Below are 25,834 nucleotides of genomic sequence, written 5' to 3'. Positions count from 1 at the left end.
TTACATCAAAGGAGTAAGTATTTTCATAATACTTTCTACTATTAAACTACTTCGTTTATTAGTTATATGAGATGTATCTTGACTTGAATCTCCAATAATTTTTTCTGCCCACTTATATAACTTTAGTACTTGCTTAGGAGTATAAATAAATGTAGTTAGTTCATAATTTAAAAATAGACTACGATTATCAAGGTTTACAGAACCAAGCATGGCTATATTTTCATCTATCAAAACAGCTTTTGCATGAACCATATTTTTTGTAAAATGCACTTCAATATTGCAATTAAGTAGTTCTCTGATATAGCTAGTTCTAGCTTTATCAACTATTTTATGATTTGACTGTTTAGGAGTTATAACTTTGACATCTATGCCTCTGCGTTTAGCAAGTACTATTGCCTGAAACAAATCAGCTGAGGGTATTAGGTATGGTGTAATAATCCATAGTCTGTTTTTTGCTGAGCTTATTGCTGTAATTAAGCCAGCATATAGCTGGTCTCGCTGCATATCTGGACCAGATGGGATAACCTGGGTAAAGCATTTTTCTTTAACATTATTTTTTATTTTAAAGTCTAATTCTTCACTTGTTGCGAAATGCCAATCTGAACAAAAAACTTTTAGAAAGTATACTAAAGATTCTCCTTGAATTTTAAATAATAAATCATCCCACATTCCTTCATGCTCTATAGGGCTCATATACTCATCGCCAATATTCATACCGCCACTAAATACTGTATGGTTATCAAAAATGTAAATTTTACGGTGGTTACGATAATTAATGTAGTTACGTAAAGGATTTATTAGTATAGGCATAAAAAAAACAACTTTAGCACCTAACTTACGTAAATTACTGAATATTCTCCTATTATGACGGTAAACATAAAAGGATCCTAAAGCATCTATCATTATTTTAATTTCTACACCACAAGAGGCTTTTTTCTCTAACGCATTGAGTATTAATCTAGAGGTTGTGTCGTATTTAAAGACATATGTTTGTATATATATATTTGTTTTAGCAGAATTTATAGCTTCAATAAAAGCTTTGTATGAGCTTACACCATCAGTATATATTTCAAAAGAATTGTTAGCTGTTAAAGTAGGCAGCTCAAGATTTGAAAAAACATTTATAATATCTGTAGGAAGGTTTCTATAAGCAGTATCACCTTTAATACAAATATTTTCTAAAGAAGGCTGACGTATACTCATAGCTTCTTTTTGCCAAAAACTCCGTCTATCTTTACGCTGAAATATAAAAAAGAAGGGAATAGCTATATATGGAATAAATAAGATCGCTAAAAGCCAAGCTAATATATTTGAGGCTGATTTTTTATCAACGATAAGCTTCAGAACAACAATTATAGTGAATACTTGGCAAACAAACAGAATGATGTTTGCCTCTAAAATATATACCAAACTTAATAAAAAATTTTCCATTTATAGAACAACGCGTACCTAACGTTAAAAAAATAATTTCAGAATCTATAGGAATTTTAACATATGTGAGGTCTACTATATATGTTAGGTTGACTTAATTTTTGATAGGTTAACCTATATTTCTTAGTCTTTAGACCAAAAAAAACAATTTTAACTACCTTTTTAAAATAAAACTAATAAAGTATAATGTCATCAAATTATAGAAAATTAATTGCATGAAAAAGATAGAGAACGTTGAAAAAAAGAAAGTCCAACCTGGACAAAAGTTACTACCTAATATAAAAAATATTATCCTAATTGCTTCAGGCAAAGGAGGAGTTGGTAAATCAACTGTCACAACTAATCTGGCCGTAGCTTTTGCTAAGATGGGAGCCAAAGTCGGTATTTTAGACGCTGATATTTACGGCCCTAGCCAGCCAACTTTACTAAATCTTAAAGATAATCCAAAAACTACAGATAAGAAAAAAATTATTCCTTTAGAGCGATATGGTGTAAAGATGATATCAATCGGTAACCTAATTGATCCAGAATCCGCTGTAATTTGGCGGGGTCCTATAGTTTCGCGAGCATTAATGCAACTTCTTAATGATACCGATTGGCAGGATATAGATTATCTATTTTTAGATTTACCACCTGGAACAGGGGATATCCAATTGACCATATCGAAAAATATGCCTGTAACAGGTGCTGTGATTGTAACTACACCCCAAGATTTATCCTTAATAGATGCTAAACGTGCAATAGCAATGTTTGAAAAAGTGGATATTAAAACTTTAGGTATAGTAGAAAATATGAGCTATTACATTTGTCCAAAATGTGGTAATAGTGAGCATATTTTTGGTGAGGATGGTGCTCATTTACTTTGTGGTAAAAACAATATTGAATTTTTAGGAAGTTTACCTTTGCATAAAGATATCAGAGAAAATTCAGATCACGGTAAACCATATGTAAGTCTAGAGAAAAACGATAGTATAACTATAAGCTATCTAACAGTAGCTGAAAGTTTATTACATGAAATACAAAAGTTACCTAAAGCAAGTAGCTTGGATTCTATTGGCGTTAAATTAGAAAAATAAGTGAGTAAAAATGACAATTAAATCAGATAAATGGATTAAAAAAATGTCCCAAGAACAAAACATGATAGAACCTTTTGAGGCAGGGCAAGTTAAAATAGTAAATGGTGAAAAAATAGTTTCTTATGGAACGTCAAGCTATGGGTATGATGTACGTTGTGCAGATGAGTTTAAAATTTTTACAAATATAAATTCATCTATAGTTGATCCTAAAGATTTTAGTGATAAGAACTTTGTAGATTTTAAAGGGAATGTTTGTATTATTCCTCCCAACTCATTTGCTTTAGCACGTACCGTTGAGAAATTTAAAATACCTAGAGATGTGCTAGTAGTATGTCTTGGTAAGTCTACTTATGCAAGGTGTGGTATTATTGTAAATGTAACGCCACTTGAGCCAGAGTGGGAAGGATATGTAACCCTAGAATTTTCAAATACAACTCCATTACCGGCTAAAATATATGCTAATGAAGGTGTTGCTCAAATGCTATTTTTTCAATCTGATGAACCTTGCGAAACTTCATATGCTGATAAAGGTGGTAAATACCAAGGTCAATTTGGAGTAACACTTCCTAAGTGCTAATTTTTTTATAAAGCTAATTACTAATCTTTTGGTGTTATCCTACCTGTAATAGCCTGGAAAGCTCTTAATTCAAACATTGATAAACTAGCAAAAATATAATCAAAAATATCAGCTTGGATCTTTTCGTAGCTTACCCAATCGGTGTCATTTGTAAAAATATATATCTCTATAGGTAAACCAGATTCAGTAGGTTGTAATTCTCTTATTAAAAAAGTTAGATCGTGGTGTATTTTTGGATGTTTACGTAAATAATTTTCTATATAAACTCTAAGCAAGGTTATGTTAGTTATTTTTTCATTATTATTTTTTGCTACATAATCTTTTAGCAACTCCTCTTGTTTTAACTTTCCTAAAAGGTCATCATTACAAAATTTTATAGTATCAATATCAATATTTATTGAACGCTTTATTCTACGGCCACCGGTTTCAACCATACCTCGCCAGTTTTGGACACTATTACTGATAAGAGCATATGTTGGGATTGTTGAAATAGTTTTGTCAAAATTACGTATTTTTACAGTATTTACAGAAACCTCTATGACATTACCATCAACGCCAGCAGCTGGTACTGTAATCCAATCACCCACTCTCACCATATCTAAAGCTGCTACTTGAATATTTGTAACAAAACCTAAAATAGTGTCTTTGAAAACTAACATTAATACAGCAGATAAAGCACCTAATCCTGTTAAAAAAGCAATAGGGGATTTATTTAATAATTGTGATACCACTAATATAAAAGCTATGAAAAATAAAATTATCTTTATGATTTGAGCGTAACTACGTAATGAATGTCTTGCAAAATATGGTAAAGTTTGAAAATATTCAAAAATAGCATCTGTGAAAGCTATGAAAAACCATATAATAACTAATGTCAAATAAATTTGAGCAATTAATTCTATAGCATTTACTAAATTTAATGTCCAAGGACAATCTGGAAAACTGGCTAAGCTAATAGCTACATATATAAAAATGGCAGGCCCTATATGGGATAACTTTCTAAAAACATGGTATTTAATTAAAGATTTTCCAAAATTAGAATCCTTTTTACTAAAAAAAACTTTAACAATAGTTACTATATATTTTTTTAGTACCAAATTTAGCATCCAGGATATAAATAGTACTATTACAAAAATAGTCGCGAAACTCAAAACATTTGCGATACTGTTATTCCCTAGCAATTTAGTATAAAAAAATATTAAAGTTTCCATCATCGTGTTCCTCTTAGATATTATTTTCCTTGTGTATTAGAAGATTCTAGATTTTTGTCAGAACTAGAGCTATTTTGCTGAGATCCTTTATTACTAGCAGCTATTGATGTAGTAGTATCATTACTAACTTGTTCAGGTAAAAGTAAGGCTATTTGGTTAACCATATTATTTACTAATTGATCCTGTAAATAATTATAAGTTCTACTTGCTTCATTATCTTGAGCTAGTACTGTACCGGAGTTAGACTGCCAGAATTGTTGTGTACTTAGGGTTTTATTCGGTACAACTGGAGTTTCATCATATGGTTTAACTATGTTATATGTTACTGTGTATATTAGCTGATATGTATTATTTGAAGCACCGCCAACAACACTTGTCATTTGTGACGTCTTAGCAGCATCTTGGATATTTATGATATAATCAGCATCTTTATCATTTGTGACAATATTTGCTTTATAACTTACTAAAGTTTTTCTTAGTTCATTTGCGTATTGATCAAAGTCATTAGATTCAATATAAAATTTCGTGCCTACAATACTATCAAATGTACTAACACCACCATTTATTGAGACGCCACGTGGGTGAAAACCACACGAAGATAATAAAATAATAAATAATACGAGAATATACCTTTTCATTTAAAGCACCTATTTTATTACAATGTTTATTAGTTTTTGTGGTACGTAAATCACTTTTATAACTTCTTTACCTTCAATTACAGTTTTTACATAGTTATCGGATAAAACAGCCGCTTCAACTTGCTCTTTTGACAAATTAGCATCTAGTTCTAACTTGGCTTTTAATTTACCATTTATTTGTACCACTAATACGAAATCATCTTTTTTAAGAGCTTGTTCATCAACTAACGGGAAATTAGAATTTAAAATATCGTCCCCTAAGTTAAGCTCTTGCCATAGATAATGACATACATGCGGCGTAAAAGGAGCTAATAGTCGAAGTAAGATATTAAAGCCTTCAGATTTTATATCTTTTGCTAAATTTTCATTACTGTTTAAACTATTTAATATTTTCATACAAGCAGAAACTACGGTATTAAACTGGCTTTTATCAAAGTCAAAAATAGCCTGCTTAAGAGCTGAATGTATCTCAAAACGAGTTGTTTTATCACTTTTTGTAAGCTTTTCGTGGTCAACTTGGAAATTAGCGATTAGCTCATTTTGATTGGTTTGAGCATAGTTAAATACTTTACGTAAAAACTTATGTGCTCCTTCAACACCTGTTTCTGACCACTCTAGAGATTGCTCTGGTGGAGCAGCAAACATACTAAAAAGTCTAACCGTATCAGCGCCATATTTATCTATTAATTCTTGAGGGTCTACAGTGTTACCTTTTGACTTAGACATTTTTGCACCATCTTTTAAAACCATACCTTGAGTAAGTAAGTTTTCAAAAGGCTCATCCGAAGAAACTAAGTCTTGATCACGCATTAATTTATGGAAAAATCTAGCATATAATAAATGCATGATAGCATGTTCAATACCACCTACATATTTATCTACTGGTAACCAATAATTTGCTTCAGTGTCAAGCATTTGATTGGCAGTAGGGCAAGTATATCTTGCATAATACCAAGAAGATTCAAAAAACGTATCAAAAGTATCAGTTTCACGTTTTGCTTTAGCGCCACAGTTAGGGCAACTAACTTCCAAAAACTCTAGCATATCTTTTAAAGGAGACCCTGCAGCTGTTAGGGTAACATCAGTAGGTAACCTTACTGGCAAATTTTCTTCTTTTTCTGGTATTATTCCACAACTATCACAATGAATCATAGGAATAGGGCAGCCCCAATACCTTTGACGAGAAATACCCCAGTCATGTATTCTAAAATTAGTTGTTTCATAACCTTTATCATTATCAAAAAGGTATTTTTTAATAGCTTGGTATGCTTGCTTAAAGTTTAAATCATTGAATTCGCCAGAATTTATCAAGGTACCTTTCTCTACAAAAGCTTCTTTTTCTAAATTAACATTTAGCTTTTCATCATTGGATTTAATAACTTGTTTTAGAGAAATATTATACTTTTTTGCAAACTCCCAATCTCTTTGATCATGTGCTGGAACACACATAACAGCACCAGTACCATAACCCATTAGTACAAAGTTTGCTACCCATACATCTACTTCTTCGTTAGAAATAGGGTGAATAACTTTTATAGAAGTTTTAAAACCTTTTTTCTCTTGTGTTGCAAGATCTGCTTCCATAGTCGAAGATTTTTTACATTCATCTATAAACTTATTTAAATCAGAATTTGACTTTGTTTGTTCTAAAACCAAAGGGTGCTCCGGAGCTACAGCTAAGTAACTTACACCCATTAAAGTATCAGGGCGAGTAGTAAATACTTCTATATCATCTTGGTGGCTATTTTTAATCTTAAATTTAACTGTTAAACCTTTAGATTTTCCAATCCAGTTAGTTTGCATTGTTTTAACAGCTTCAGGCCAACCATCTAATTTATTTATATCTCTTAAAAGCTCATCGGCATATTCAGTAATTTTAAGAAACCATTGTGGAATTTCTTTTTTTTCTACTAAAGCACCAGATCTCCAGCCACGACCATCTATGACTTGCTCATTTGCTAAAACTGTTTGATCAACAGGATCCCAATTTACTACAGAGTTTTTGCGATAAGCTAAACCTTTTTTATATAACTGAATAAAAAACCACTGTTCCCATTTATAATAATCCTCATCACATGTGGCTATTTCTCTTGACCAATCAAAACTAAAACCTAGAGAGTTAAATTGATATTTCATATGAGAGATATTACTTTTTGTCCACTCATATGGAGATCGTTTATGTTTAATAGCAGCATTTTCAGCAGGTAAGCCAAAAGCATCCCACCCCATAGGATGTAAAACATTTTTCCCTAGCATTTTTTGGTATCTAGCAATAACATCACTTATTGTATAGTTTCTTACATGTCCCATATGTAAAGTACCACTAGGATACGGTAACATTGACAAACAATAAAATTTTTCTTTAGATGTATCTTTAATAGCTTTAAAACTATTATTTTCTTGCCAATATTTTTGAGCATCTTGTTCTATGCTAGTGAAATTGTATTCTTTCATTGAATAATAAAACCTAGTTAATTTATTGCGAAAACTAATTAGGTAATTCTATGTGAAAACAAACAAAATATCTAGTTCTCAGACATCCATGTTTCTAAAATCACGCAAGCTGCTAAAGCATCAACTTTCACGTGACTGACTTTTTTATTTTTAACACTTTCTAAACGCCACCGTGCTTCTCTAGTTGAGTAAGCTTCATTTATTAGATGCACGTTTTTTTGGTATCTATCTTCAACTTCTTTAGCAAAGTTACGAGCGTCCCTAGTTATATCGGTATCAAGATCTTTTGCGTCTAAGGGCAGTCCAATTATAATATCAGAAGGATTCCAACGTTTTATAATCTTACCAAGCTCAAACCAGTTGGGTTTACCATCATAAGCTTCAATTGTGCCAATTGGGGAGGCTGTTTTTGTGATCATTTGACCACTAGCTAGCCCAATCCGCGCTCTACCATAATCTATAGCTAGTAAAGCTTTAAACATAAATTAAGCATGCCCTATGTTTTTAAACAAGGTATTTAAATTTTGGAAACTATAACCGGCATGTTCTAGGTGATGTTGCCATTTTGATTTATTTTCATAATTAAATAAAATTTTTTTACTAAGCTTAGTTGTAACAATCCAATCATTAGATTTAATTTCGTTGGTTAGCTGCTCAGCAGTCCAGCAACTATAACCAACTATTGGTAGAAAATACTCTGGCAGGATATTATTAGCTAGATCTTCTAAAATGTCTACAGAAGCTGTAATAGCTAAACCTTCATCTAGTCTAATAGTTGAACTATAGTTTCTACCGTTAGTAGTATGTAAAATTAAGATTTTGTGTGAACTAATAGGCCCACCCATATAAAGAGGATGATTAAGGATTTCTTCGAAAGTGTGTAAACAAGGTATCTCTAGCTCTTCAAACACATCTTTCAAGGTTTCTGTTAAAGGTTTATTAATAATTAGCCCCATAGCTCCATACTTATCGTTCTGACATAGGTATATTACAGATTGCGTAAATATAACGTCATTCTTAATAAGTGGAGTTGCAAGTAAAATTTCACTTTTATGGTTTTGAAACATATTATATGGTTATAACCTTTATTTTTTTAATAAAACAAACATGAAAAAAATCAATGCAGCGATAGGGATAATTCTAGATGATAAAAGTTCTAAAGTCTATATAACACTAAGACAAAAACACCAAACTTATTCTAACTACTGGGAATTTCCTGGTGGTAAAGTTGAGAAGGATGAAACTTTTGTAGAGTGTATTAAACGAGAACTTTATGAAGAGGTTGGAATACTAGCGAAATCTATAAATAATTTCTTTAAGAAAAAATATGTTAATAGAGATGGTGTGGAAGTAAGTTTAGAATTTTTTATTATTGATAAATTTGAAAATAAGCCTTATCCAAAAGAAAATCAGCAACTAGAGCTTGTAGAAATTTCGGAACTTAAAAAGTATAAATTTTTACCAGCAAGTTTAGAAATTATCGACAGATTACAAGTTGTTTATTCGTAAGTTTTTACCCATCAATTTAGTAAAAGAGTAGTTATCAACATGTTTTAAACAGTCACTTATCAATAACATATATAATTTAACATAATATATATTATGCGAATGTTTGCTGAGTCCGATATTGATTTTGTGCAAAAGAGTCTCTGATTATGTATTTAGTTTATTTTTCTGCTAAAAAACCATACATTTCAGGTTTAGCATTTCTATAAGTTGCAATCTTATTTAATCTCTGTTTATATTCTTCATTAGCAGTACCATAGTCCTCTGTAACGCGCGCTTTAGTTGCTGCCTGCATCTTTTTAAAACTAAAATTACCAGGTGTGTGAGCTTCAATTCTAAATAGTTTCATTAGTAACTGCCCAAACTCTACGTCAATATCTTTATTAGTTTCAGATAGCCTTTCCTCAGTCCATTTAAGAATTTTTCCATCAATATCAAAACGCCTTAATTCTAGTAGAATGCTTAGATAAAGACCTTCTCTTATATAAGGCCCAAAAAACATTGCAAATGACGCAATATGATTAGTTTTATCTAAGGAAATTGGATATTCATAACTACCACCAGAAGCATTTTGTTTGCGATTAATAATCTTCCTTTGATCTCCATCATAAAAGTTAAAAGAAATGTCATGATTATCTAATAATTTCCTAAGGTATATAACCTCACCCTCATCCTCATCCTCATCCTCATCTATGTATTCTTCTATTTCTCGTGCATATTTAAGCATATCTTGCCAAAATGGCAGTTTATCAAGCTTTGTCATATTCCCAGATATTTCAGGTAATACATCAACATTTTTTTGTTCTGTCATACAAATAAAACCATATGAAAATAATCCTGCTTCTTTAGCTGGAGCAACATATTCATTGCTACCAAAATGGCTCAGTATCCTGGTATCAAATTTAGCTGGTTGTAGATGCCAAAAAACAAAACGCAAATTGCCTAAATCTACAGCATCATATTTCGAATTACTATTTCCTCCACAATCTTTATTGGGGTATAAGGATTCATAAGTTTTTAAAATAAAATCATTACCATTCCATATTTTATCTGTTGTTGTACCAGTGTAATGTTTTAAATTAAATTCACTTTCAAAACAAAGTTTTTTGAGATTCGGATAGCCTTTAAATATATCTACTTTTGACATCCCATGTTCTTCTTGGAGTTCTATTTTAATTGCTTCAATTCTAGCTTTACTCAAGGTACATAAAGATGAGTATGTATCATTACACATTACATCAGCAAAGTGTGTCTTACGGAAGGCTTCTTTATTAAGTAATAATCTTTTTTTATTTATCTCTACTAACTTTTGTAATTTTTGTTTTTCAGCAGGTGATAATTCTTTAGGTAGCTTTTTATCATCTATCTCTAATAACGTTTGTAATAATTTTTTTTCATCAGGTGATAATTCTTTAGATAGCTCTTTATTATCTATCTCTAATAACATTTGTAATAATTTTTCTTCATCAGGTGATAATTCTTTAGATAGCTCTTTATTATCTATCTTTACTAATCTTCGTAATAATCCTTTATATCCTTCTGTATGAAGATATTCTCCCATAGGGTAGCAATTATCACTTTTTGTAAACTTTTCATCTGTATACTTTTTTGGCAAACGCTCCATTATTAATGGCTCATATGCCTTCATCTTTTTACGTCTCCAATAGGTTTGAAGTTTAGAAGCAGCAATATTTTTCATTCTATCATTTACATTTTTCACTCTATCAGCTGGAGTTTCAATACCTCTAAATAATTCAATTCTTATATCCTTAAATTTTATTTTAAATATTTCATTCAAATATTCCAAAAGTCTTTGATATTGAATAGATTTAGTGATTTCGTCCATTAACGCCGTGTCTTGCTTAATTAAAAGGTACATCATCTTATATGAGATAAGTTCTTTCATAAAATCGTTTGACGGTGTTAATGTATTACTATTTTTATTTATAATTTCAGACATCTTAAAAACGCTAGCTCTTAGTATTTCTATTGACCTACTTGCCCTCAAGATTTTTGTCTTATCAAACAACTCTAATGACTCAAATTCAACTTTAGCTTTATTAATGTATTCCATACAAATTGTCCTTATCTAATTTATTTTTTTATAAATTAAATATACTACTGGAAGATTTCTTTTCATATACTGTAAACTTGATAGGTTATGTTGAATTTTGACAGCTTAGATATTTATATAGCTAATACCATATCTGCCAATAGCTACTGTTATTGCCTGCACATCAAAAACTTAAATTAGTCATAAACTCCTTTATTATAAATGCACCAATTTATGTTGGAATTGGTATAACTCCCTATAAAACTAGTGCATATAACATTCTTGGACTTGTTGAAATTTAACGTTGACAAGCCCAAATTTTGTTAAAATAGTATGGTAAAAGTTATTTGAAATTTATTTAACCACGAATCAAATAGAAATAATAAGACTTAATGACTCACCTTACGCATGTTACTTATGAATTTCTAATTTCATATAGTTGCTTAAGAGCAATAGCATTAGCTCTAACCAAGAGCTTATATTTCATAGCGAAGTGGTTTAGTGAAGTTTTTATCTTGAGCATTTCTAGTTTACAAAAAGCCACTAATGAGCAAAAAATATGATTTCTTTGAGTTTTCTCAACTTTAGTTGGTGATGCTGATAAAGAAGTATTTTGCTTAATTGATTTATGATAAACCTCTATTTGCCATCTTTTTTGATAGTCATGATATAACTGATTAGAATCTATTTCTAAATCATTTGTTACAAGATATAAAATTCCTTTTGTACCGTTCTCGTTTATGAAAATCTTTTTTGTTAAAAGTACAGGGAAATTCATATCTTTAAGCCATATCTTTAAAGATTCTCCATCAGCAATATCAAGTTCAGAGAGTTTAATAAAATCCTTACTCTTTCTAGCATAATCACTCAAGGCAACAACTCTATTTGACTTCATACCAAGTATGAATTTCTTCGATAATGTGTGATGTATGAAATTCATATTATCTTTAGAGCAAAACCAGCTATCTGCCAAAATATATTTAAACTTAACATGATTAATAACTGCTCGGTTTATCATGTTTTGAAACATTTGGTTTTTAGTAATTTTAGATCTTCTTTTATACCGTTTATCTTTTTCATCATAATATCGCTCATCCTTTTTCACTATTTCATAGTCTATTGGAATAGATAAATTTGATGTACTAAGCATACATGAGACTATATTAATACCCTTTACATGAACACCTTTAGCATGAGAGTGATGCCAACAGACTATATCATTCTCATCTGTACTTGGCTTTTCACTAATTGTATCATCCAAACAAAGAACATCGTATTCGCTGTTATGTTTTCTAACTAAAGGCTTTATATATTTCCAAAATTCTAAGCTTGTTAAATCTGACTTGTTTAAAAACCTTGTTATTTTGTCATGGGATACTTCTTGATCTAATATATCTGATAATTTTGTAGCCGTAGCATACTTAGTTTGGCTTATAAGATAATCTGTGTATATGTCTAGTAAATCCTTGTCCATCTCTTAGATATAGCTAATCCGAAAATATTTTGTTAAATACATAAGAAATAGCATCAGCTAAATTTTCAAAATTATTATTAATTTTCCTAAGCATTCTTTTAAAATTAGCCCATACCTTTTCAATAGGGTTCAAGTCAGGAGAATAAGCAGGAAGGTATAAGATTTGCACATCAAATTTTTTAGCAATGCCCACTAATTTAGGAGATTTATGAAAGCTAGCATTATCCATTACTACAGTTGTTTTGGGTTTTAGTGATGTACATAAATGTCTTTCAAACCATTCATTAGACCTCTTGCCGTTGCAAAAATTGGTACAAATAATTTCCTTTTTCTTCCTATCCACGATAATTTGCGTCTTTAACGTATGTCGCTTCTTTTTGCCAGAATAAAAGGTTTTTTGTTTTTTTTAGGTCGTTCAATGGGTGTTTCTGTCGCATCTATCAGTACAACCTCATAGTTAACATCACTTTTTAATAATGCCTTACGTCCAGGCAATGAGAATTGCCCATCTTTAATCAGAGTATCTTCAACCCAGCGTATATTACGATAACAAGTACTTTCACTTAGACCATAGCTGCGTGAAATATGAAAATATGTTCTATATTCACGTAAATATTCCAGCGCCATAAGCAGCCTATCTTCTATAGACAATTTATTCGGCTTGCCTCCTTTTGCTTTTAGTTGGAATTGCGCTTCATTTAATATCTTTATCATGACAGTAAAAGTAGTGCGTTTAACACCTGTAAGTCTACGAAATCCTTCTGGCGACTCATCTTTAATCTGCTCAAATTTCATCAACACCATTCCAATAAAAATAAAAAGTTTAACCAATTCAGCAAGTTATGCAAGAGGTCTATTAAATATTTGAGTATCAGTATAACCACTATACACCAGTGGAGCTATAATATTCTTATCAAAATAGTTATATCCAGCAATAATACTCTTTCTTTGAGTCTTATATGCTATAACTTCTCCATAACTAGGCTCACCAACAAGTGACCAGCCTCTTAATACTGATAGCTTATTATCAACACCCATCTCATCAAGATAAACAAGTAGCTTTGGATCAATAGATTTAAGAATATTTAAATATCCTTGTCTGTCTTGTTCTTTTCTTTGTTTATATTTTGGCGTCTTTTTTTAAAACTAAAACCCAATCTATTTAAGCAATCATAGAATGTGCTTCTAGCAAGATCGGGAGCTAAATATTCTCTAATTTCCAGAGCATTAGCATCAGGATTAGTTTGTAAATATTCTTCTATTGCTTGTTTATCAGTAAAGCTTGCTTGCCTTCCATTATTAAATCCTAACTTAGAGCTATAGTTACCTGTAGTTTTATAACTTTCAACCCAACATCTAACTGTACGTATATCTATGCAAAAAAAATCTCTTAGCTCTTTTAATGTGAATCCTTCTTTATATTTATTGATTACTATATCTCTAAAATCTTGGCTATAAGCTGGCATCTTTTTTCGATTTATTATAACATATTAGCGAAAATATTTCGGATTAACTATAATACAATTTTTTCTATGATCAGTATTCTAAATATCTTTTTAAAACTTGCAATTTTTTGCGTAAGGTGAGTTAATGAATTAGAGTCTGTTGAAATCTAGAATCATGTAGACTAAAGTATGTTAGAATATCGGTATATTAATTTTTATATGATTATGTATTTAGTTTATTTTTTTGCTAAAAAACCATACATTTCAGGTTTAGCATTTCTATAAGTTGCAATCTTATTTAATCTCTGTTTATATTCTTCATTAGCAGCATCATAGTCCTCTGTAACGCGCGCTTTAGTTACTGCCTGCATCTTTTTAAAACTAAAATTACCAGGTGTACGGGCTTCAATTCTAAATAGTTTCATTAGTAATTGCCCAAACTCTACGTCAATATCTTTATTAGTTTCAGATAGCCTTTCCTCAGTCCATTTAAGAATTTTTCCATCAATATCAAAACGCCTTAATTCTAGTAGAATGCTTAGATAAAGACCTTCTCTTATATAAGGCCCAAAAAACATTGCAAATGACGCAATATGATTAGTTTTATCTAAGGAAATTGGATATTCATAACTACCACCAGAAGCATTCTGTTTGCGATTAATAATCTTCCTTTGATCTCCATCATAAAAGTTAAAAGAAATGTCATGATTATCTAATAATTTCCTAAGGTATATAACCTCATCCTCATCTATGTATCCTTCTATTTCTCGTGCATATTTAAGCATATCTTGCCAAAATGGCAGTTTATCAAGCTTTGTCATATTCCCAGATATTTCAGGTAATACATCAACATTTTTTTGTTCTGTCATACAAATAAAACCATATGAAAATAATCCTGCTTCTTTAGCTGGAGCAACATATTCATTGCTACCAAAATGGCTCAGTATCCTGGTATCAAATTTAGCTGGTTGTAGATGCCAAAAAACAAAACGCAAATTGCCTAAATCTACAGCATCATATTTCGAATTACTATTTCCTCCACAATCTTTATTGGGGTATAAGGATTCATAAGTTTTTAAAATAAAATCATTACCATTCCATATTTTATCTGTTGTTGTACCAGTGTAATGTTTTAAATTAAATTCACTTTCAAAACAAAGTTTTTTGAGATTCGGATAGCCTTTAAATATATCTACTTTTGACATCCCATGTTCTTCTTGGAGTTCTATTTTAATTGCTTCAATTCTAGCTTTACTCAAGGTACATAAAGATGAGTATGTATCATTACACATTACATCAGCAAAGTGTGTCTTACGGAAGGCTACTTTATTAAGTAATAATTTTGTTTCATCAGGTGATAATTCTTTAGGTAGCTTTTTATTATCTATCTCTACTAAAGTTTGTAATAATTCTTTATATTCTTCTGTATGAAGATATTCTCCCATAGGGTAGCAATTATAATTTTTTGTAAACATTTCATGTGTATACTTTTTTGGCAAACGCTCCATTATTAATGGCTCATATGCCTTCATCTTTTCACGTCTCCAATAGGTTTGAAGTTTAGAAACAGCAATATTTTTCATTCTATCATTTATATTTTTTGTTTTGTCATCTCGAGTTTCAATACCTCTAAATAATTCAATTCTTATATCCTCAAATTTTATTTTAAATATTTCATTCAAATATTCCAAAAGTCTTTGATGTTGAACAGATTTAGTGATTTCGTCCATTAACGCCGTGTCTTGCTTAATTAAAAGGTACATCATCTTATATGAGATAAGTTCTTTCATAAAATCGTTTGACGGTGTTAATGTATTACTATTTTTATTTATAATTTCAGACATCTTAAAAACGCTAGCTCTTAGTATTTCTATTGACCTACTTGCCCTCAAGATTTTTGTTACTTTACTTGTCTTAAGAAATAACTCTAATGACTCAAATTCAACTTTAGCTTTATTAATGTATTCCACAAACAATAGAGCTCCAGAAAAATGTTTTATTGCTTTAATAGTCTTACACATTATATCACATAACATTTTATTTTTAAGAGTTTTAAGTTATTATCGTTTATAGCTTTAAATATATCAAGCGATCCTAGATAGAAACTTCCCTACCCTTATAGCTTTTCTTTGACCAATAGCACATTTAGCTACATATATAGCGAGATTTTTCACATAGTAGATAGCATCTTGGGAGTGTTTTAAACCTAAGTTACAAGCGTCATCTATAGAGATCACTTCAAACATAAAGCCATCTTCTTTATGCCCTGTTTTTTCATCGAACCCGTTAATTTGGTATACCCAATCATAACTTTGCCTAAGCTCAATTTCTAAAACTTTATTTCTTAATAAGTTTTTTTCAAGGCTAAGTTCTTGATTCATTGGGTTAAAAGCTGTAATAATAGCAAATTTTGTTGGATAATATTCAGGTACTACAGGTAGCTCAAATTTAGTATTAAAATACCAGTCCGGCATATTTTCAGTAGCATTTCTACTCATATACTTCTAGTTTCTTTTGAAGTTCAGAGGCTGTAAAAACACCGTTTAAAGTTTCAACTTGCTTGGCATTTTTAAATATGATTAATGTGGGAATGCTTCTAATACCAAATTTGGCAGCTAGATCTTGATTATCATCGACATTCACTTTCGCAACCAAAGCATTTTTATAGTCTTTAGACAATTGGTCAAGTATTGGTGCGAGAGTTTTGCATGGACCACACCAATCAGCGTAAAAATCTACAAGTATTGGTTTTGAGGTGCTATTAATTATCTTATCGAAACCCACTTCATCTGTTTTTATAACGTTACTTATAGCCATTTTTATTACCTCTCGATAAATGTTACATTTGCTTTTATATTTATATCTTTTGAAACTGCAGCTTGATTAGTATTATCATTATAGTTATTTGCTACTGTTTTCATTAATACCAAATTACCACTAGAAGGTAATATATTATAATCGGGACCATACTTAATTGAATGTATGATGTAATTACTATCAGTCTGCTTATTAAAGTTACTTAGATATTTTTTTGCATCATTATATATTTTTATCATCAACTCTTGTTTTGCGTTTTCGATATCTTGAGTTGGTGGATTATAATCTAAAATATCAACAACTAGTTTTTGTCCATTAACTTTTTGATTATCTAAAGCAGTTTGTAGTTTATTTAATTGAATTTGAGTAATTCTAGCTTGTAATTCTAAAGTGATATTTAAAGCCCCACTTTGACTTGTACTTTGTTGAATATTTTTAACTTTCCAATCAGTATCAATAATATTTTTAATATCAGCAGTAATTTTATGTTGAACGTTATTTATATCTTGTAAAGTTGTTGTAGCATAAGCTGTGACTTGGACTAATATGCTATCACTTTTAACTCTAGTTTCAGCTTGAGTGGCATAACTTATAGTATTATATTTCCTCTGATCTTTGCTATCACATGCATATAACGATGTCATTGTAGCAAGACTAATCAAAGTCGTAGAAATAACTTTTTTCATTAACTTAACCTTTTTACCCTATAGTCTTCTTATATTCTAAGTTTAGCAGATAAATCGTAGTTAATTAATAGAGTAAATAGAATTATAGCCGAGTTTTATATAACTGAATCCAATACACTATCTAATGACTCTAAAATCTCTTCTATTATTTCATTATCAAAAGGAAAATCATCGGCTGTTAATTGGGATTTAACGAAACTTTCTAACAATAAATGTTGTGCATCATGCAAAGGAAGTCCTCTAGATTGTAGATAGAACAAAGCTTCTTTATCTAACTCCCCTATTGTTGCTCCATGAGTACAAACAACATCATCAGAATAAATTACCAACTCAGGTTTAGTATTTATTTCAGCCTTGTTACTTAATTGAATATTTTTATTATTTTGAAAAGCTTGAATTTGTTTAACGTCTTTAGCAACTACTGCTTTAGCATTAAACCAAGCTTTCGAATTTCCATTAACTACTCCACGAAAGTTTACATTACTGTAAGTATTAGAAGCATTATGATTAACAAGAAAAGTAGTATTAGCAATAGCTTGGTTGTTGAGCAAATAAAGCCCTCTGATATCAAACCTTGAACCTTCTTGATTAAGGTTAGCTACAAAATCATTTCTAAGTAAAGCATCTCTATTTAATAAATTAAAGGCATTAAATTCTGAGTTTTTTGCTAAATTTACTAAATAATTTGCTGTAGTTAAAAACTCTATATTATTAGAGTTATCAGCATTGTTTGTAAAATTAACTCTTGCTGACTCAGCTAACTCTATGTCTAAAAATAAATTGGTAGCCGAATTTGAAGTCAAATTCACAAAATCAATATCCAAATTCAAACTAGCGAAAATATCAATTTTCAGTTTTAAAGCAATATTAGTCAGCTTACCTTTTGCATTTTCAGTATTTATAAATATCAGGCTTAGACAATCTTTAGTATTTTTTGCTATTTCTACTATAAAATGTTTTGAATTTTCTATTGCTAATTTAGACATTTCTCTTATGTCTTTGTTAAATTCTAAACTACTTATAGACTCTAGTTTATTGTGATAATCAATTGCCAAAACTCCGTCAATTATGATTATAACGTTTTCTTGCGTATCAAACTTAAAACCTTCAAGATAGTCTTTAGCTTGTGGAGATTCTTTAAGTATTTCGGATATATTGTTCTTATCGTAAATAGCAGCTAGATTTGTATATTTCCAGCTTTCTTGTTTAATAGTTGGTAGAGAATTTTTGTTTATTAACATCTTTTTTAACCTTTTTAACTATTTAACCAAGAATAACCTTTCTCTTCTAATTCTAAAGCAAGGTCTTTATTTCCAGTTTTAACTATTTTTCCATCCGCTAAAACATGAACAAAATCAGGCTGTATGTAATCTAAAAGTCGCTGATAGTGAGTAATTACTAAAAAGCTTCTATTATCACTACGCATAGAATTTGCACCGTGAGATACTATTTGTAAAGCATCGATATCTAAACCAGAATCAGTTTCATCCAGAATAGCTAATTTTGGCTCAAGCATCATAAGCTGAAGCATTTCATTACGTTTTTTTTCGCCACCAGAAAAACCTTCGTTTACTCCACGAGACATATATTTTTGGTCAATCTTGAGAACTTGCATGTTTTCTTTTAATTTTTTCATAAAAGAAATAGCATCCATTTCATTTTCACCCTTTTGCTTTCGAATGCTATTTATAGCAGTTTTTAAAAACTGGACATTACTAACTCCAGGGATTTCAATAGGGTATTGTAAACTTAAGAAAATTCCAGCTGCCGCTCTTTCAGATATACTTAGTTCTTTTATATCTTTTTCAGCAAACTTTATAGAACCTTGAATTATTTCATAACCACTTTTTCCAGCTAAAACATTACTTAAAGTGCTTTTACCAGCTCCATTTGGTCCCATTATAGCATGGACTTCACCATAGTTAACTTTTAGGTTTAGACCTTTTAAAATTTGTTTATCACCAACATTTACATGTAGATTTTCTATTTCTAACAACATTTTATTAACCTTATTTATTGATTTGTATTAAGTTAATTTGGATTTTTTAACCAACAGCACCTTCTAAGCTTACTTCCATAAGTTTTTGTGCTTCAACGGCAAATTCTAGGGGAAGTTTTTTGAAAACTTCTTTACAAAATCCATTTACTATCATAGCGATAGCATCCTCTTCAGAGATTCCTCTTTGCTTACAGTAAAAAAGTTGATCTTCAGATATTTTAGATGTGGTTGCTTCGTGTTCTACTTGTGAGCTATTACTTTTATTTTCAATGTATGGATAAGTATGAGCACCACAATTATGTCCTATAAGTAAAGAATCACATTGAGAAAAGTTTCGTGCATTATCTGCATTAGGAGATATTCTAACTAATCCTCTATATGCTTGAGATGCTCTGCCTGCTGATATTCCTTTAGAAATGATTGTACTTTTAGTGTTTTTACCAATATGGATCATTTTAGTACCAGTATCTGCTTTTTGAGCATGGCGTGTTAAAGCAACTGAATAAAATTCGCCTACAGAATTATCTCCTCGTAAAACCACGGAAGGATACTTCCAAGTAATAGCAGAACCTGTTTCTACTTGTGTCCAAGAAATTTTAGAATTATCACCTTTACACATACCTCTCTTGGTTACAAAATTATATATGCCACCTTTGCCATTTTTATCACCTGGATACCAATTTTGTACAGTAGAGTATTTAATTTCAGCACCTTTTAAAGCAACTAGCTCAACTACAGCAGCGTGAAGTTGGTTTTCATCTCTCATTGGAGCAGTACAGCCTTCTAGATAACTTACATAACTACCCTCATCAGCTATAATAAGTGTTCTTTCAAATTGTCCTGTATTTATAGCATTTATTCTAAAATATGTAGATAATTCCATTGGGCAAGTGACACCTTTTGGTATATATACAAAAGAACCATCACTAAATACAGCCGAGTTTAATGCTGCAAAAAAATTATCACCTTGTGGGACTACAGAACCTAAATACTTTTGGATTAAATCGGGATACTTTTGTACAGCTTCGGATATTGGACAGAATATTACTCCTGCTTCAGCAAGCTTATCTTTAAATGTAGTCACTACAGATACAGAATCAAATACCGCATCTACAGCTATGTTTTTAACACCTGCTAGCATTTCTTGTTCATGTAAAGGAATGCCTAGTTTATTATAAGTTTCAATAATCTCCGGATCTACCTCATCTAAACTTTTAGGATGGTTTTTCATAGATTTAGGAGAAGAGTAATAACTAATAGCTTGGTAATCTATTTTAGGATAATTAAGATCAGCCCAGCTAGGTTCTTGCATTTCTAGCCATTTTTTATATCCTTTAAGACGCCAATCTAGCATAAATTGAGGTTCGTTTTTTCTAGTTGAAATTAGCCTGATAACATCCTCATTTAGGCCAGCAGCTATAGTTTCAGTTTCTATATTTGTAACAAAACCATGTTCATAATCTTGTTCAATGAATTTATCTAAATTTGCACTCATTTTATTTAGCTCTTAGTTATTCTTTATGATTAACGATATCATAAATTGAAGTATTAGAAAGCATACTTAACACCCTATTATTCATAATTTTCCAATAATTATGTACAGTACACCTTTTTAAAACACTACAGCTTTTTTGCATATCGCAACATTCAGTAATATTGACATCACTTTCCACAGCTTTAACTACCTCTAACACAGATATTTCTCTAGGATTTTTAACTAAAGTATAACCACCTTCAACACCACGTTTAGAAGATACTATACTCGCTAAGGAAAGAAGGTTTAGTAACTTTCTTATAGTAGGTATGTTTAAGCCAGTTACCTCTGCTATTTTTGCAGCACTATATGAAGAAGAATCATTTTTAGCGATCGTAACTACTATCAATAGTCCATAATCTAATAATTTACTTATCTTTAGCATAACATTTGCTCAAACTATACCATTTTAGTATCATTTTGCTGATATGATAATAATAAACGCTAGCAAAGTAAATTAAAATTTGATTATTTTAATACCTTAGATTAGTATGTTTGCAATCTATTATTTTTTAAACATTGTATCAATAATATATGAGAATTGCTATTTTAGGTGCAGGACAACTAGGTGTTTATTTAACACAAAGACTCAGTTTAGACCACCAAGTATCAGTTATTGATTTAGACGAGGAAAAATTAGGGTTTATATCTTCTGCTTTTGACGTGCAAACCATAATTGGTGATGTCACTAAACCTAATATAATGGTGGAAGCTAACTTTAAAGACACTGACATGTTAATAGCTGTAACTTCTGATGATACTACAAATATAGCTGTATGTGATATGGCTTATAAACTATATAAAATACCTTATAAAATAGCTAGAATCAGGGATTCCGAATATAGTAGGTTTCCAAAGTTATTAAACAATATTGATTTAGTGATTAAATCTTTTTTTGAAACTACAAAACAATTAGAACAGTTAATCTTTCTACCAGGTGCTTATTTTATATCCAATTTTTTTGACAAAAAAGTACAAATAGTTGGTGTTGAAGTTGCAGAGAACTCCCCTTTAATAAGTTTTTCAGTAAAAGATATATATTTAGGTTTAGGTGATGTAAAGGTTGATATAGTATCTGTATATAGAGGCGATGATAAGCTTGACATAAACGATCCTAATATTTTGATTAAAGCTGGAGACAGAGTAATGTACTTATCTGATAAAGCATATTCTCCTCAAATATTATCTATATTCCAAACTAAAAAGGCGAACATCAAAAAAATATTTATAGCCGGGATTAATCACGCAAGTATAACTTTAGCTAAATCTCTCGAAAATAAAGGATATATAATAAAAATAATAGATCCAAGTGCAAAAAAATGTGAAGTAGCAATAAATCAATTATCTAAATCAACAGTACTACAATATAATCCTATTAATAATAATCTTTTAGTAAATGAAGGAATAGATGAAGCTGATATGTTTTTTGCTCTTACTAATTCCGATGAAGTTAATATTATGTCATCAATACTTGCAAAGAAGCTAGGTGCTAAAAAGACAGTTGCTACTGTTAATAGTGCTGAATATTACTCTATTACTAGAGATTTAAAATTAATAGATTTATCTATTTCACCACATAGTTTTTCATATACAACTATTAAGGCCTTTCTTACTCAGGTTGATATACTTAAGATGTATGAGGTTGAAGGTACAGAAGAGTTGTTAGTTGAAATAAAAGTTCATGGTGAAGAAAATATGTCGACTATTATAGGTAAAAATATTTCTGAGGTTAAATTACCAAATGGATTAAAAATTCTAGCTGTTATGAGAAATAATACACCTATATTTTATATTGATAATATAATTGTAGAGAATGAAGATCGTCTTATCATTAAAGTAAGTAATAAAGATGCCCTAAATATCCTAGAGAAACTTTTCCAAGTAATGCCATTATACATTGCTTAAAAGGTTACTAATTTATGTTATTTTAATGTACTATAACTTTTATGTTTAATTTTTTAGTTTTTTATTTTTATGGCAAATAAAGTATTTGGTAAAGAAAAGATTGGTATCTTATTATTAATATTATTAATGACAGGTGCAATTGATAATATTAGAAACTTACCATCAACAGCAACTTCTGGTACCTACATCTTTTTCTTTTTTCTTTTAGCTGTAATTTTATTTTTAGCTCCTGTGGGTTTAGTATCTGCTGAAATGACTTCTACATACACAAATAAAGGTGAAGAAGGGGTATATGGCTGGGTTAAGAAAGCTTTCGGACCAAATATGGCAATGTTAGCTATTTGGTTTCAGTGGATTAATACACTTATTTGGTTTCCAAGCATTTTGACGTTTCTAGCTGGAACTGTTGCATATCTATTTAATCCTGACTTTGCTCAAAATATAAAATTTACGGTCATATTTATAACGATAGTGTTTTGGTCTTTAACTATAATTAATTTAAATGGCTTAAAGATATCTGCTATCTTTGCTAGTATTTGTACGTTTTTTGGTATGGTTATTCCAATGATGCTTATGGTAATATTCGCTTTGATATGGTTAACTTCTAACTACCCTACTCAGTTACACTTTAGTTTAGATAATTTGACTCCTAGCTTAAACTCTACTGATTCATGGATGGGTTTAACAGCCATCATAGCTTCATTTTTAGGACTAGAGTTAGCAACGGTTCACATTACAAAAGTTGCCAACCCTAAAAAAAATTTTCCATTAGCTTTGTTAATATCTACAGTGTTTATAATTTTTACTATGATATTAGGCGCGTTAGCAGTTAGTATTATTTTTCCTCAGTCAGATATAGATGTTGTTCATGGTACTATTAAAGCTTTTAAAGTGTACTTAGATAGCTTTAGTATTCCGATATTTTTTTACTATCTGTTGGGTATAATGATAATTGTAGGATCAGTTGGTTCTATGATTAATTGGATGATATCCCCAGCAAGAGGTTTGCTACAAGCTGCAGATAGCCATTTTTTACCGAAAATTTTAGATAAAACCAATAAACATGATGTACCTAATGGCATCTTAATTTTACAAGCAATTATTATGACTATAATATGTTTTCTACTTGAATTAGTTCCTTCTGTTCAAGCTTATTATTGGTTATTAACAGCTCTTAGTACACAGATATATTCTTTAATGTATTTAGTAATGTTTTTAGCAGCTATCAAATTAAAGCTACAAAATAAAACGCCTCTAAAAAATGAAGAAGACTTTCGTATTCCATTTGGTAAGTTTGGAATGCTGGTTGTTTGTGCAGCTGGAATTATGGGTACTACAATATGTATATTGGTTGGATTTGTTCCACCAGATAATATGTATGATAACCCGATAGAATTTATAATTTCTTTGTCTATCTCTCTAATAATAGCTTTATTGCCAGTATTATTTTTTATGGCGTATAGAAAACGTTATTTAAAGAAAATGGAATTAATAAGTGTAAAATAGATTAACATTAGTGCTGTCAATTACTACAACATTTAAATACCTCTGGGTTTATTGTTTTGGAAACCTTCTTGTGGTCCATCGAACATCATTTGTCGGTTTAGCTTTCTATCCTCATCAGAAAGTAGATTCAAATTGTGTTGCATATTTTCAGACACTTGTTTTTTTGGGGGTTGTAGATTTGTAGTTAAATTGCTATATTCATCATCTGCGCCCTTTTGTTGATCATCGATTTTTCGATGTGGTGGCATCCCCTTTGGTCTGATTGAAGGCGGCATATTATCAATTTCTTGTTGTCCCCCATCTATGTTATTTTCTTTAATTTTTGGTTTCATTTTTTTTATTTTCTTACGTTGAGATTCTATATCTTTCATATTATTGTTTAGTTGCTTAGGAGACTGTACTTTTTTAGGTGGCATTTCATTGATATAACTATTAACGTCTACACTATTAGACAAATCGCTAAACCCAAGCGATGCTAAGCTACAAAATAACATTGATACTAAAAGTTTTTTTTTCATCACTTATCTCCACAAGTTTGGTTAAAAACTCTTTTTAATAATATCTTCTAGTTCTATAGTGTCCTTTGCAAATAAACGGATCCCTTCAGCTAATTTGTTTGTAGCCATTGAATTTTGATTTAATTGCCAGCGAAACTCAGCTTCTGTAAGAGTTGGAGTTTGTTTTATAACTTCGATACTGTTAGACAAACTAGTATCCAATTTTTCATATTTGTTTGCTAATTCTTCTAGTAGCGCTGGTGAAATCGTTAAAGCATCACATCCAGATAAAGCCATGACTTGATTAGTATTTCTAAAACTAGCACCCATGACTATAGTTTTAAAACCATGAGTTTTATATAGTTGATAAATACTTTTAACAGAATTAATACCAAGATCTCCTTCAACAGCTGGAAACTCACTTAAATTATTCTCTTTAACTTGCCAGTCTGTAATTCTACCGACAAAAGGTGAAATTAGATATACACCAGCTTCAGCGCATGCTTGAGCTTGAGCTTTGTCAAATATAAGAGTCAAGTTACAGTTGATACCCTCTTTTTCTAGAATCTTAGCAGCTTTGATACCTTCCCAAGTTGCTGCTATCTTGATTAAGACTCTATCTTTAGAAATATTATTTTGCTCATACCTAGATATTATTTTTTTTGCATAATCAATAGTTTTTGCAGTGCTAAAAGAAACTCTTGCGTCAACCTCACTAGATACTTTTCCTTCGATAACTTCTAATATCTTAGATCCAAAAACCACTAGTATTTCTATTAATGCTTCTTGTATTAACGTTTCTTGACCAAGAGTAGGAAAGTTCTGTTTAACTTGAGAAATAGATTTTTCCAATAGATACTCATATTTTTTGTCTTTTACAGCTTTTAAAATTAAGCTTGGGTTTGTGGTTGCATCAACTGGTTTATATTTTTTGATTAGTTCAAAATCTCCAGTATCTGCAACTACTCTAGATACTTTTTTTAACTGCTCTAATATTGATTGTGTCATGACTAAAATGCCTCCAT

The 25,834-nt window shown here is 30.4% G+C and carries 24 protein-coding genes and 1 pseudogene; 5 read left to right on the top strand and 20 right to left on the bottom strand.

The features are described 5' to 3' along the window. Nucleotides 1-1,431 carry a cardiolipin synthase gene (gene cls, locus E3E15_RS03935; RefSeq protein ID WP_172106656.1) on the bottom strand — a complete coding sequence of 477 codons (1,431 nt, stop codon included), beginning with the start codon at nt 1,429-1,431 and terminating at the stop codon, nt 1-3. A gap of 215 nt (nt 1,432-1,646) precedes the next feature. Between cls and E3E15_RS03930 the strand changes: the two genes are divergently transcribed. Together E3E15_RS03930 and dcd are read left to right on the top strand one after the other, a co-directional pair. Continuing rightward, nucleotides 1,647-2,507, top strand: a complete 861-nt coding sequence (locus tag E3E15_RS03930; protein ID WP_035719105.1) for an Mrp/NBP35 family ATP-binding protein — start codon at nt 1,647-1,649, stop codon at nt 2,505-2,507. Nucleotides 2,508-2,517: 10 nt separating this feature from the next. Continuing rightward, nucleotides 2,518-3,084 carry a dCTP deaminase gene (gene dcd / locus E3E15_RS03925; protein WP_035719103.1) on the top strand — a complete coding sequence of 189 codons (567 nt, stop codon included), beginning with the start codon at nt 2,518-2,520 and terminating at the stop codon, nt 3,082-3,084. Nucleotides 3,085-3,104: 20 nt separating this feature from the next. Here the strand turns inward: dcd and E3E15_RS03920 are convergent, their stop codons facing one another. The 5 genes from E3E15_RS03920 to E3E15_RS03900 form a co-directional block, all read right to left on the bottom strand. Beyond that, nucleotides 3,105-4,295 (bottom strand): mechanosensitive ion channel family protein, encoded by a 1,191-nt coding sequence (locus tag E3E15_RS03920; protein ID WP_172107231.1) that lies wholly within the window; start codon nt 4,293-4,295, stop codon nt 3,105-3,107. Nucleotides 4,296-4,315: 20 nt separating this feature from the next. After that, nucleotides 4,316-4,933 (bottom strand): LPS-assembly lipoprotein LptE, encoded by a 618-nt coding sequence (locus E3E15_RS03915; protein ID WP_172106655.1) that lies wholly within the window; start codon nt 4,931-4,933, stop codon nt 4,316-4,318. A 9-nt stretch (nt 4,934-4,942) separates the two neighbouring features. Beyond that, nucleotides 4,943-7,387, bottom strand: a complete 2,445-nt coding sequence (gene leuS, locus E3E15_RS03910; RefSeq protein ID WP_172106654.1) for a leucine--tRNA ligase — start codon at nt 7,385-7,387, stop codon at nt 4,943-4,945. Between the two features lie 71 nt (nt 7,388-7,458). Then, entirely contained in the window at nt 7,459-7,869 is a 411-nt protein-coding gene (gene ruvX, locus E3E15_RS03905) for a Holliday junction resolvase RuvX (RefSeq protein ID WP_172106653.1), read from the bottom strand. 3 nt (nt 7,870-7,872) lie between these two features. Beyond that, the gene (locus E3E15_RS03900; RefSeq protein WP_172106652.1) at nt 7,873-8,454 is read right to left on the bottom strand and encodes a YqgE/AlgH family protein; all 582 of its coding nucleotides are present in this window, start codon (nt 8,452-8,454) and stop codon (nt 7,873-7,875) included. Between the two features lie 40 nt (nt 8,455-8,494). On the opposite strand from E3E15_RS03900, the gene mutT reads away from it, so the two are divergent. After that, complete coding sequence (gene mutT, locus E3E15_RS03895; RefSeq protein WP_172106651.1) at nt 8,495-8,896, top strand: 8-oxo-dGTP diphosphatase MutT; 402 nt, start codon at nt 8,495-8,497, stop codon at nt 8,894-8,896. 157 nt (nt 8,897-9,053) lie between these two features. Here mutT and E3E15_RS03890 read toward each other — a convergent pair whose 3' ends face one another. The 12 genes and pseudogenes from E3E15_RS03890 to E3E15_RS03830 all read right to left on the bottom strand — a co-directional run bounded on the left by E3E15_RS03890 (nt 9,054) and on the right by E3E15_RS03830 (nt 21,286). Then, nucleotides 9,054-10,967 (bottom strand): hypothetical protein, encoded by a 1,914-nt coding sequence (locus E3E15_RS03890; RefSeq protein ID WP_172106650.1) that lies wholly within the window; start codon nt 10,965-10,967, stop codon nt 9,054-9,056. A gap of 394 nt (nt 10,968-11,361) precedes the next feature. Beyond that, a complete protein-coding gene (locus tag E3E15_RS03885; protein ID WP_172106649.1) occupies nt 11,362-12,420 on the bottom strand; it encodes an IS701 family transposase in 1,059 nt (352 codons plus the stop codon). Nucleotides 12,421-12,433: 13 nt separating this feature from the next. Further along, nucleotides 12,434-13,215 (bottom strand): transposase gene (locus E3E15_RS07905; RefSeq protein ID WP_245313677.1). Its coding sequence is split into 2 segments (ribosomal slippage): nt 12,434-12,828 and nt 12,828-13,215, totalling 783 coding nucleotides; the frame shifts between segments, so codons are not numbered across the junction. Between the two features lie 57 nt (nt 13,216-13,272). Continuing rightward, nucleotides 13,273-13,886 (bottom strand): annotated as a pseudogene (locus E3E15_RS03870) (transposase); the annotation flags it as partial. 215 nt (nt 13,887-14,101) lie between these two features. Further along, complete coding sequence (locus E3E15_RS03865; RefSeq protein ID WP_172106647.1) at nt 14,102-15,886, bottom strand: hypothetical protein; 1,785 nt, start codon at nt 15,884-15,886, stop codon at nt 14,102-14,104. A 63-nt stretch (nt 15,887-15,949) separates the two neighbouring features. Continuing rightward, on the bottom strand, nt 15,950-16,363 hold the full coding sequence (locus tag E3E15_RS03860; protein ID WP_172106646.1) for a DUF3293 domain-containing protein: 414 nt from the start codon (nt 16,361-16,363) through the stop codon (nt 15,950-15,952). Then, nucleotides 16,356-16,682: a thioredoxin gene (gene trxA, locus E3E15_RS03855; protein ID WP_172106645.1), complete on the bottom strand. Its 327-nt coding sequence runs from the start codon at nt 16,680-16,682 to the stop codon at nt 16,356-16,358. The genes E3E15_RS03860 and trxA overlap by 8 nt, the downstream gene beginning before the upstream one ends. A gap of 5 nt (nt 16,683-16,687) precedes the next feature. Further along, nucleotides 16,688-17,368 (bottom strand): hypothetical protein, encoded by a 681-nt coding sequence (locus E3E15_RS03850; RefSeq protein ID WP_172106644.1) that lies wholly within the window; start codon nt 17,366-17,368, stop codon nt 16,688-16,690. A 95-nt stretch (nt 17,369-17,463) separates the two neighbouring features. Continuing rightward, entirely contained in the window at nt 17,464-18,609 is a 1,146-nt protein-coding gene (gene sufD, locus E3E15_RS03845; protein WP_172106643.1) for a Fe-S cluster assembly protein SufD, read from the bottom strand. 14 nt (nt 18,610-18,623) lie between these two features. Then, a complete protein-coding gene (sufC, locus tag E3E15_RS03840) occupies nt 18,624-19,367 on the bottom strand; it encodes a Fe-S cluster assembly ATPase SufC (RefSeq protein ID WP_172106642.1) in 744 nt (247 codons plus the stop codon). A 46-nt stretch (nt 19,368-19,413) separates the two neighbouring features. Beyond that, the gene (sufB, locus tag E3E15_RS03835; RefSeq protein ID WP_172106641.1) at nt 19,414-20,862 is read right to left on the bottom strand and encodes a Fe-S cluster assembly protein SufB; all 1,449 of its coding nucleotides are present in this window, start codon (nt 20,860-20,862) and stop codon (nt 19,414-19,416) included. Nucleotides 20,863-20,878: 16 nt separating this feature from the next. After that, a complete protein-coding gene (locus E3E15_RS03830) occupies nt 20,879-21,286 on the bottom strand; it encodes an SUF system Fe-S cluster assembly regulator (RefSeq protein ID WP_172106640.1) in 408 nt (135 codons plus the stop codon). A gap of 149 nt (nt 21,287-21,435) precedes the next feature. Here E3E15_RS03830 and trkA point away from each other — a divergent pair, with 149 nt between their 5' ends. Both trkA and E3E15_RS03820 read left to right on the top strand, forming a co-directional pair. Next, on the top strand, nt 21,436-22,806 hold the full coding sequence (gene trkA / locus E3E15_RS03825; RefSeq protein ID WP_172106639.1) for a Trk system potassium transporter TrkA: 1,371 nt from the start codon (nt 21,436-21,438) through the stop codon (nt 22,804-22,806). Between the two features lie 69 nt (nt 22,807-22,875). Beyond that, complete coding sequence (locus E3E15_RS03820; protein ID WP_035719081.1) at nt 22,876-24,312, top strand: APC family permease; 1,437 nt, start codon at nt 22,876-22,878, stop codon at nt 24,310-24,312. A 32-nt stretch (nt 24,313-24,344) separates the two neighbouring features. Here the strand turns inward: E3E15_RS03820 and E3E15_RS03815 are convergent, their stop codons facing one another. Both E3E15_RS03815 and tal read right to left on the bottom strand, forming a co-directional pair. Further along, nucleotides 24,345-24,830, bottom strand: coding sequence for a hypothetical protein (locus E3E15_RS03815; RefSeq protein WP_172106129.1), 486 nt, complete (start codon nt 24,828-24,830; stop codon nt 24,345-24,347). Nucleotides 24,831-24,851: 21 nt separating this feature from the next. Further along, entirely contained in the window at nt 24,852-25,817 is a 966-nt protein-coding gene (gene tal, locus E3E15_RS03810; RefSeq protein ID WP_172106638.1) for a transaldolase, read from the bottom strand. Nucleotides 25,818-25,834: the final 17 nt, after the last annotated feature.

It is taken from the genome of Allofrancisella frigidaquae, from assembly GCF_012222825.1.
Lineage (GTDB): Bacteria > Pseudomonadota > Gammaproteobacteria > Francisellales > Francisellaceae > Francisella > Francisella frigidaquae.
The sequence above is the reverse complement of the archived record's forward strand: the minus strand, read 5'-3'. Positions and strand labels throughout refer to the sequence as shown.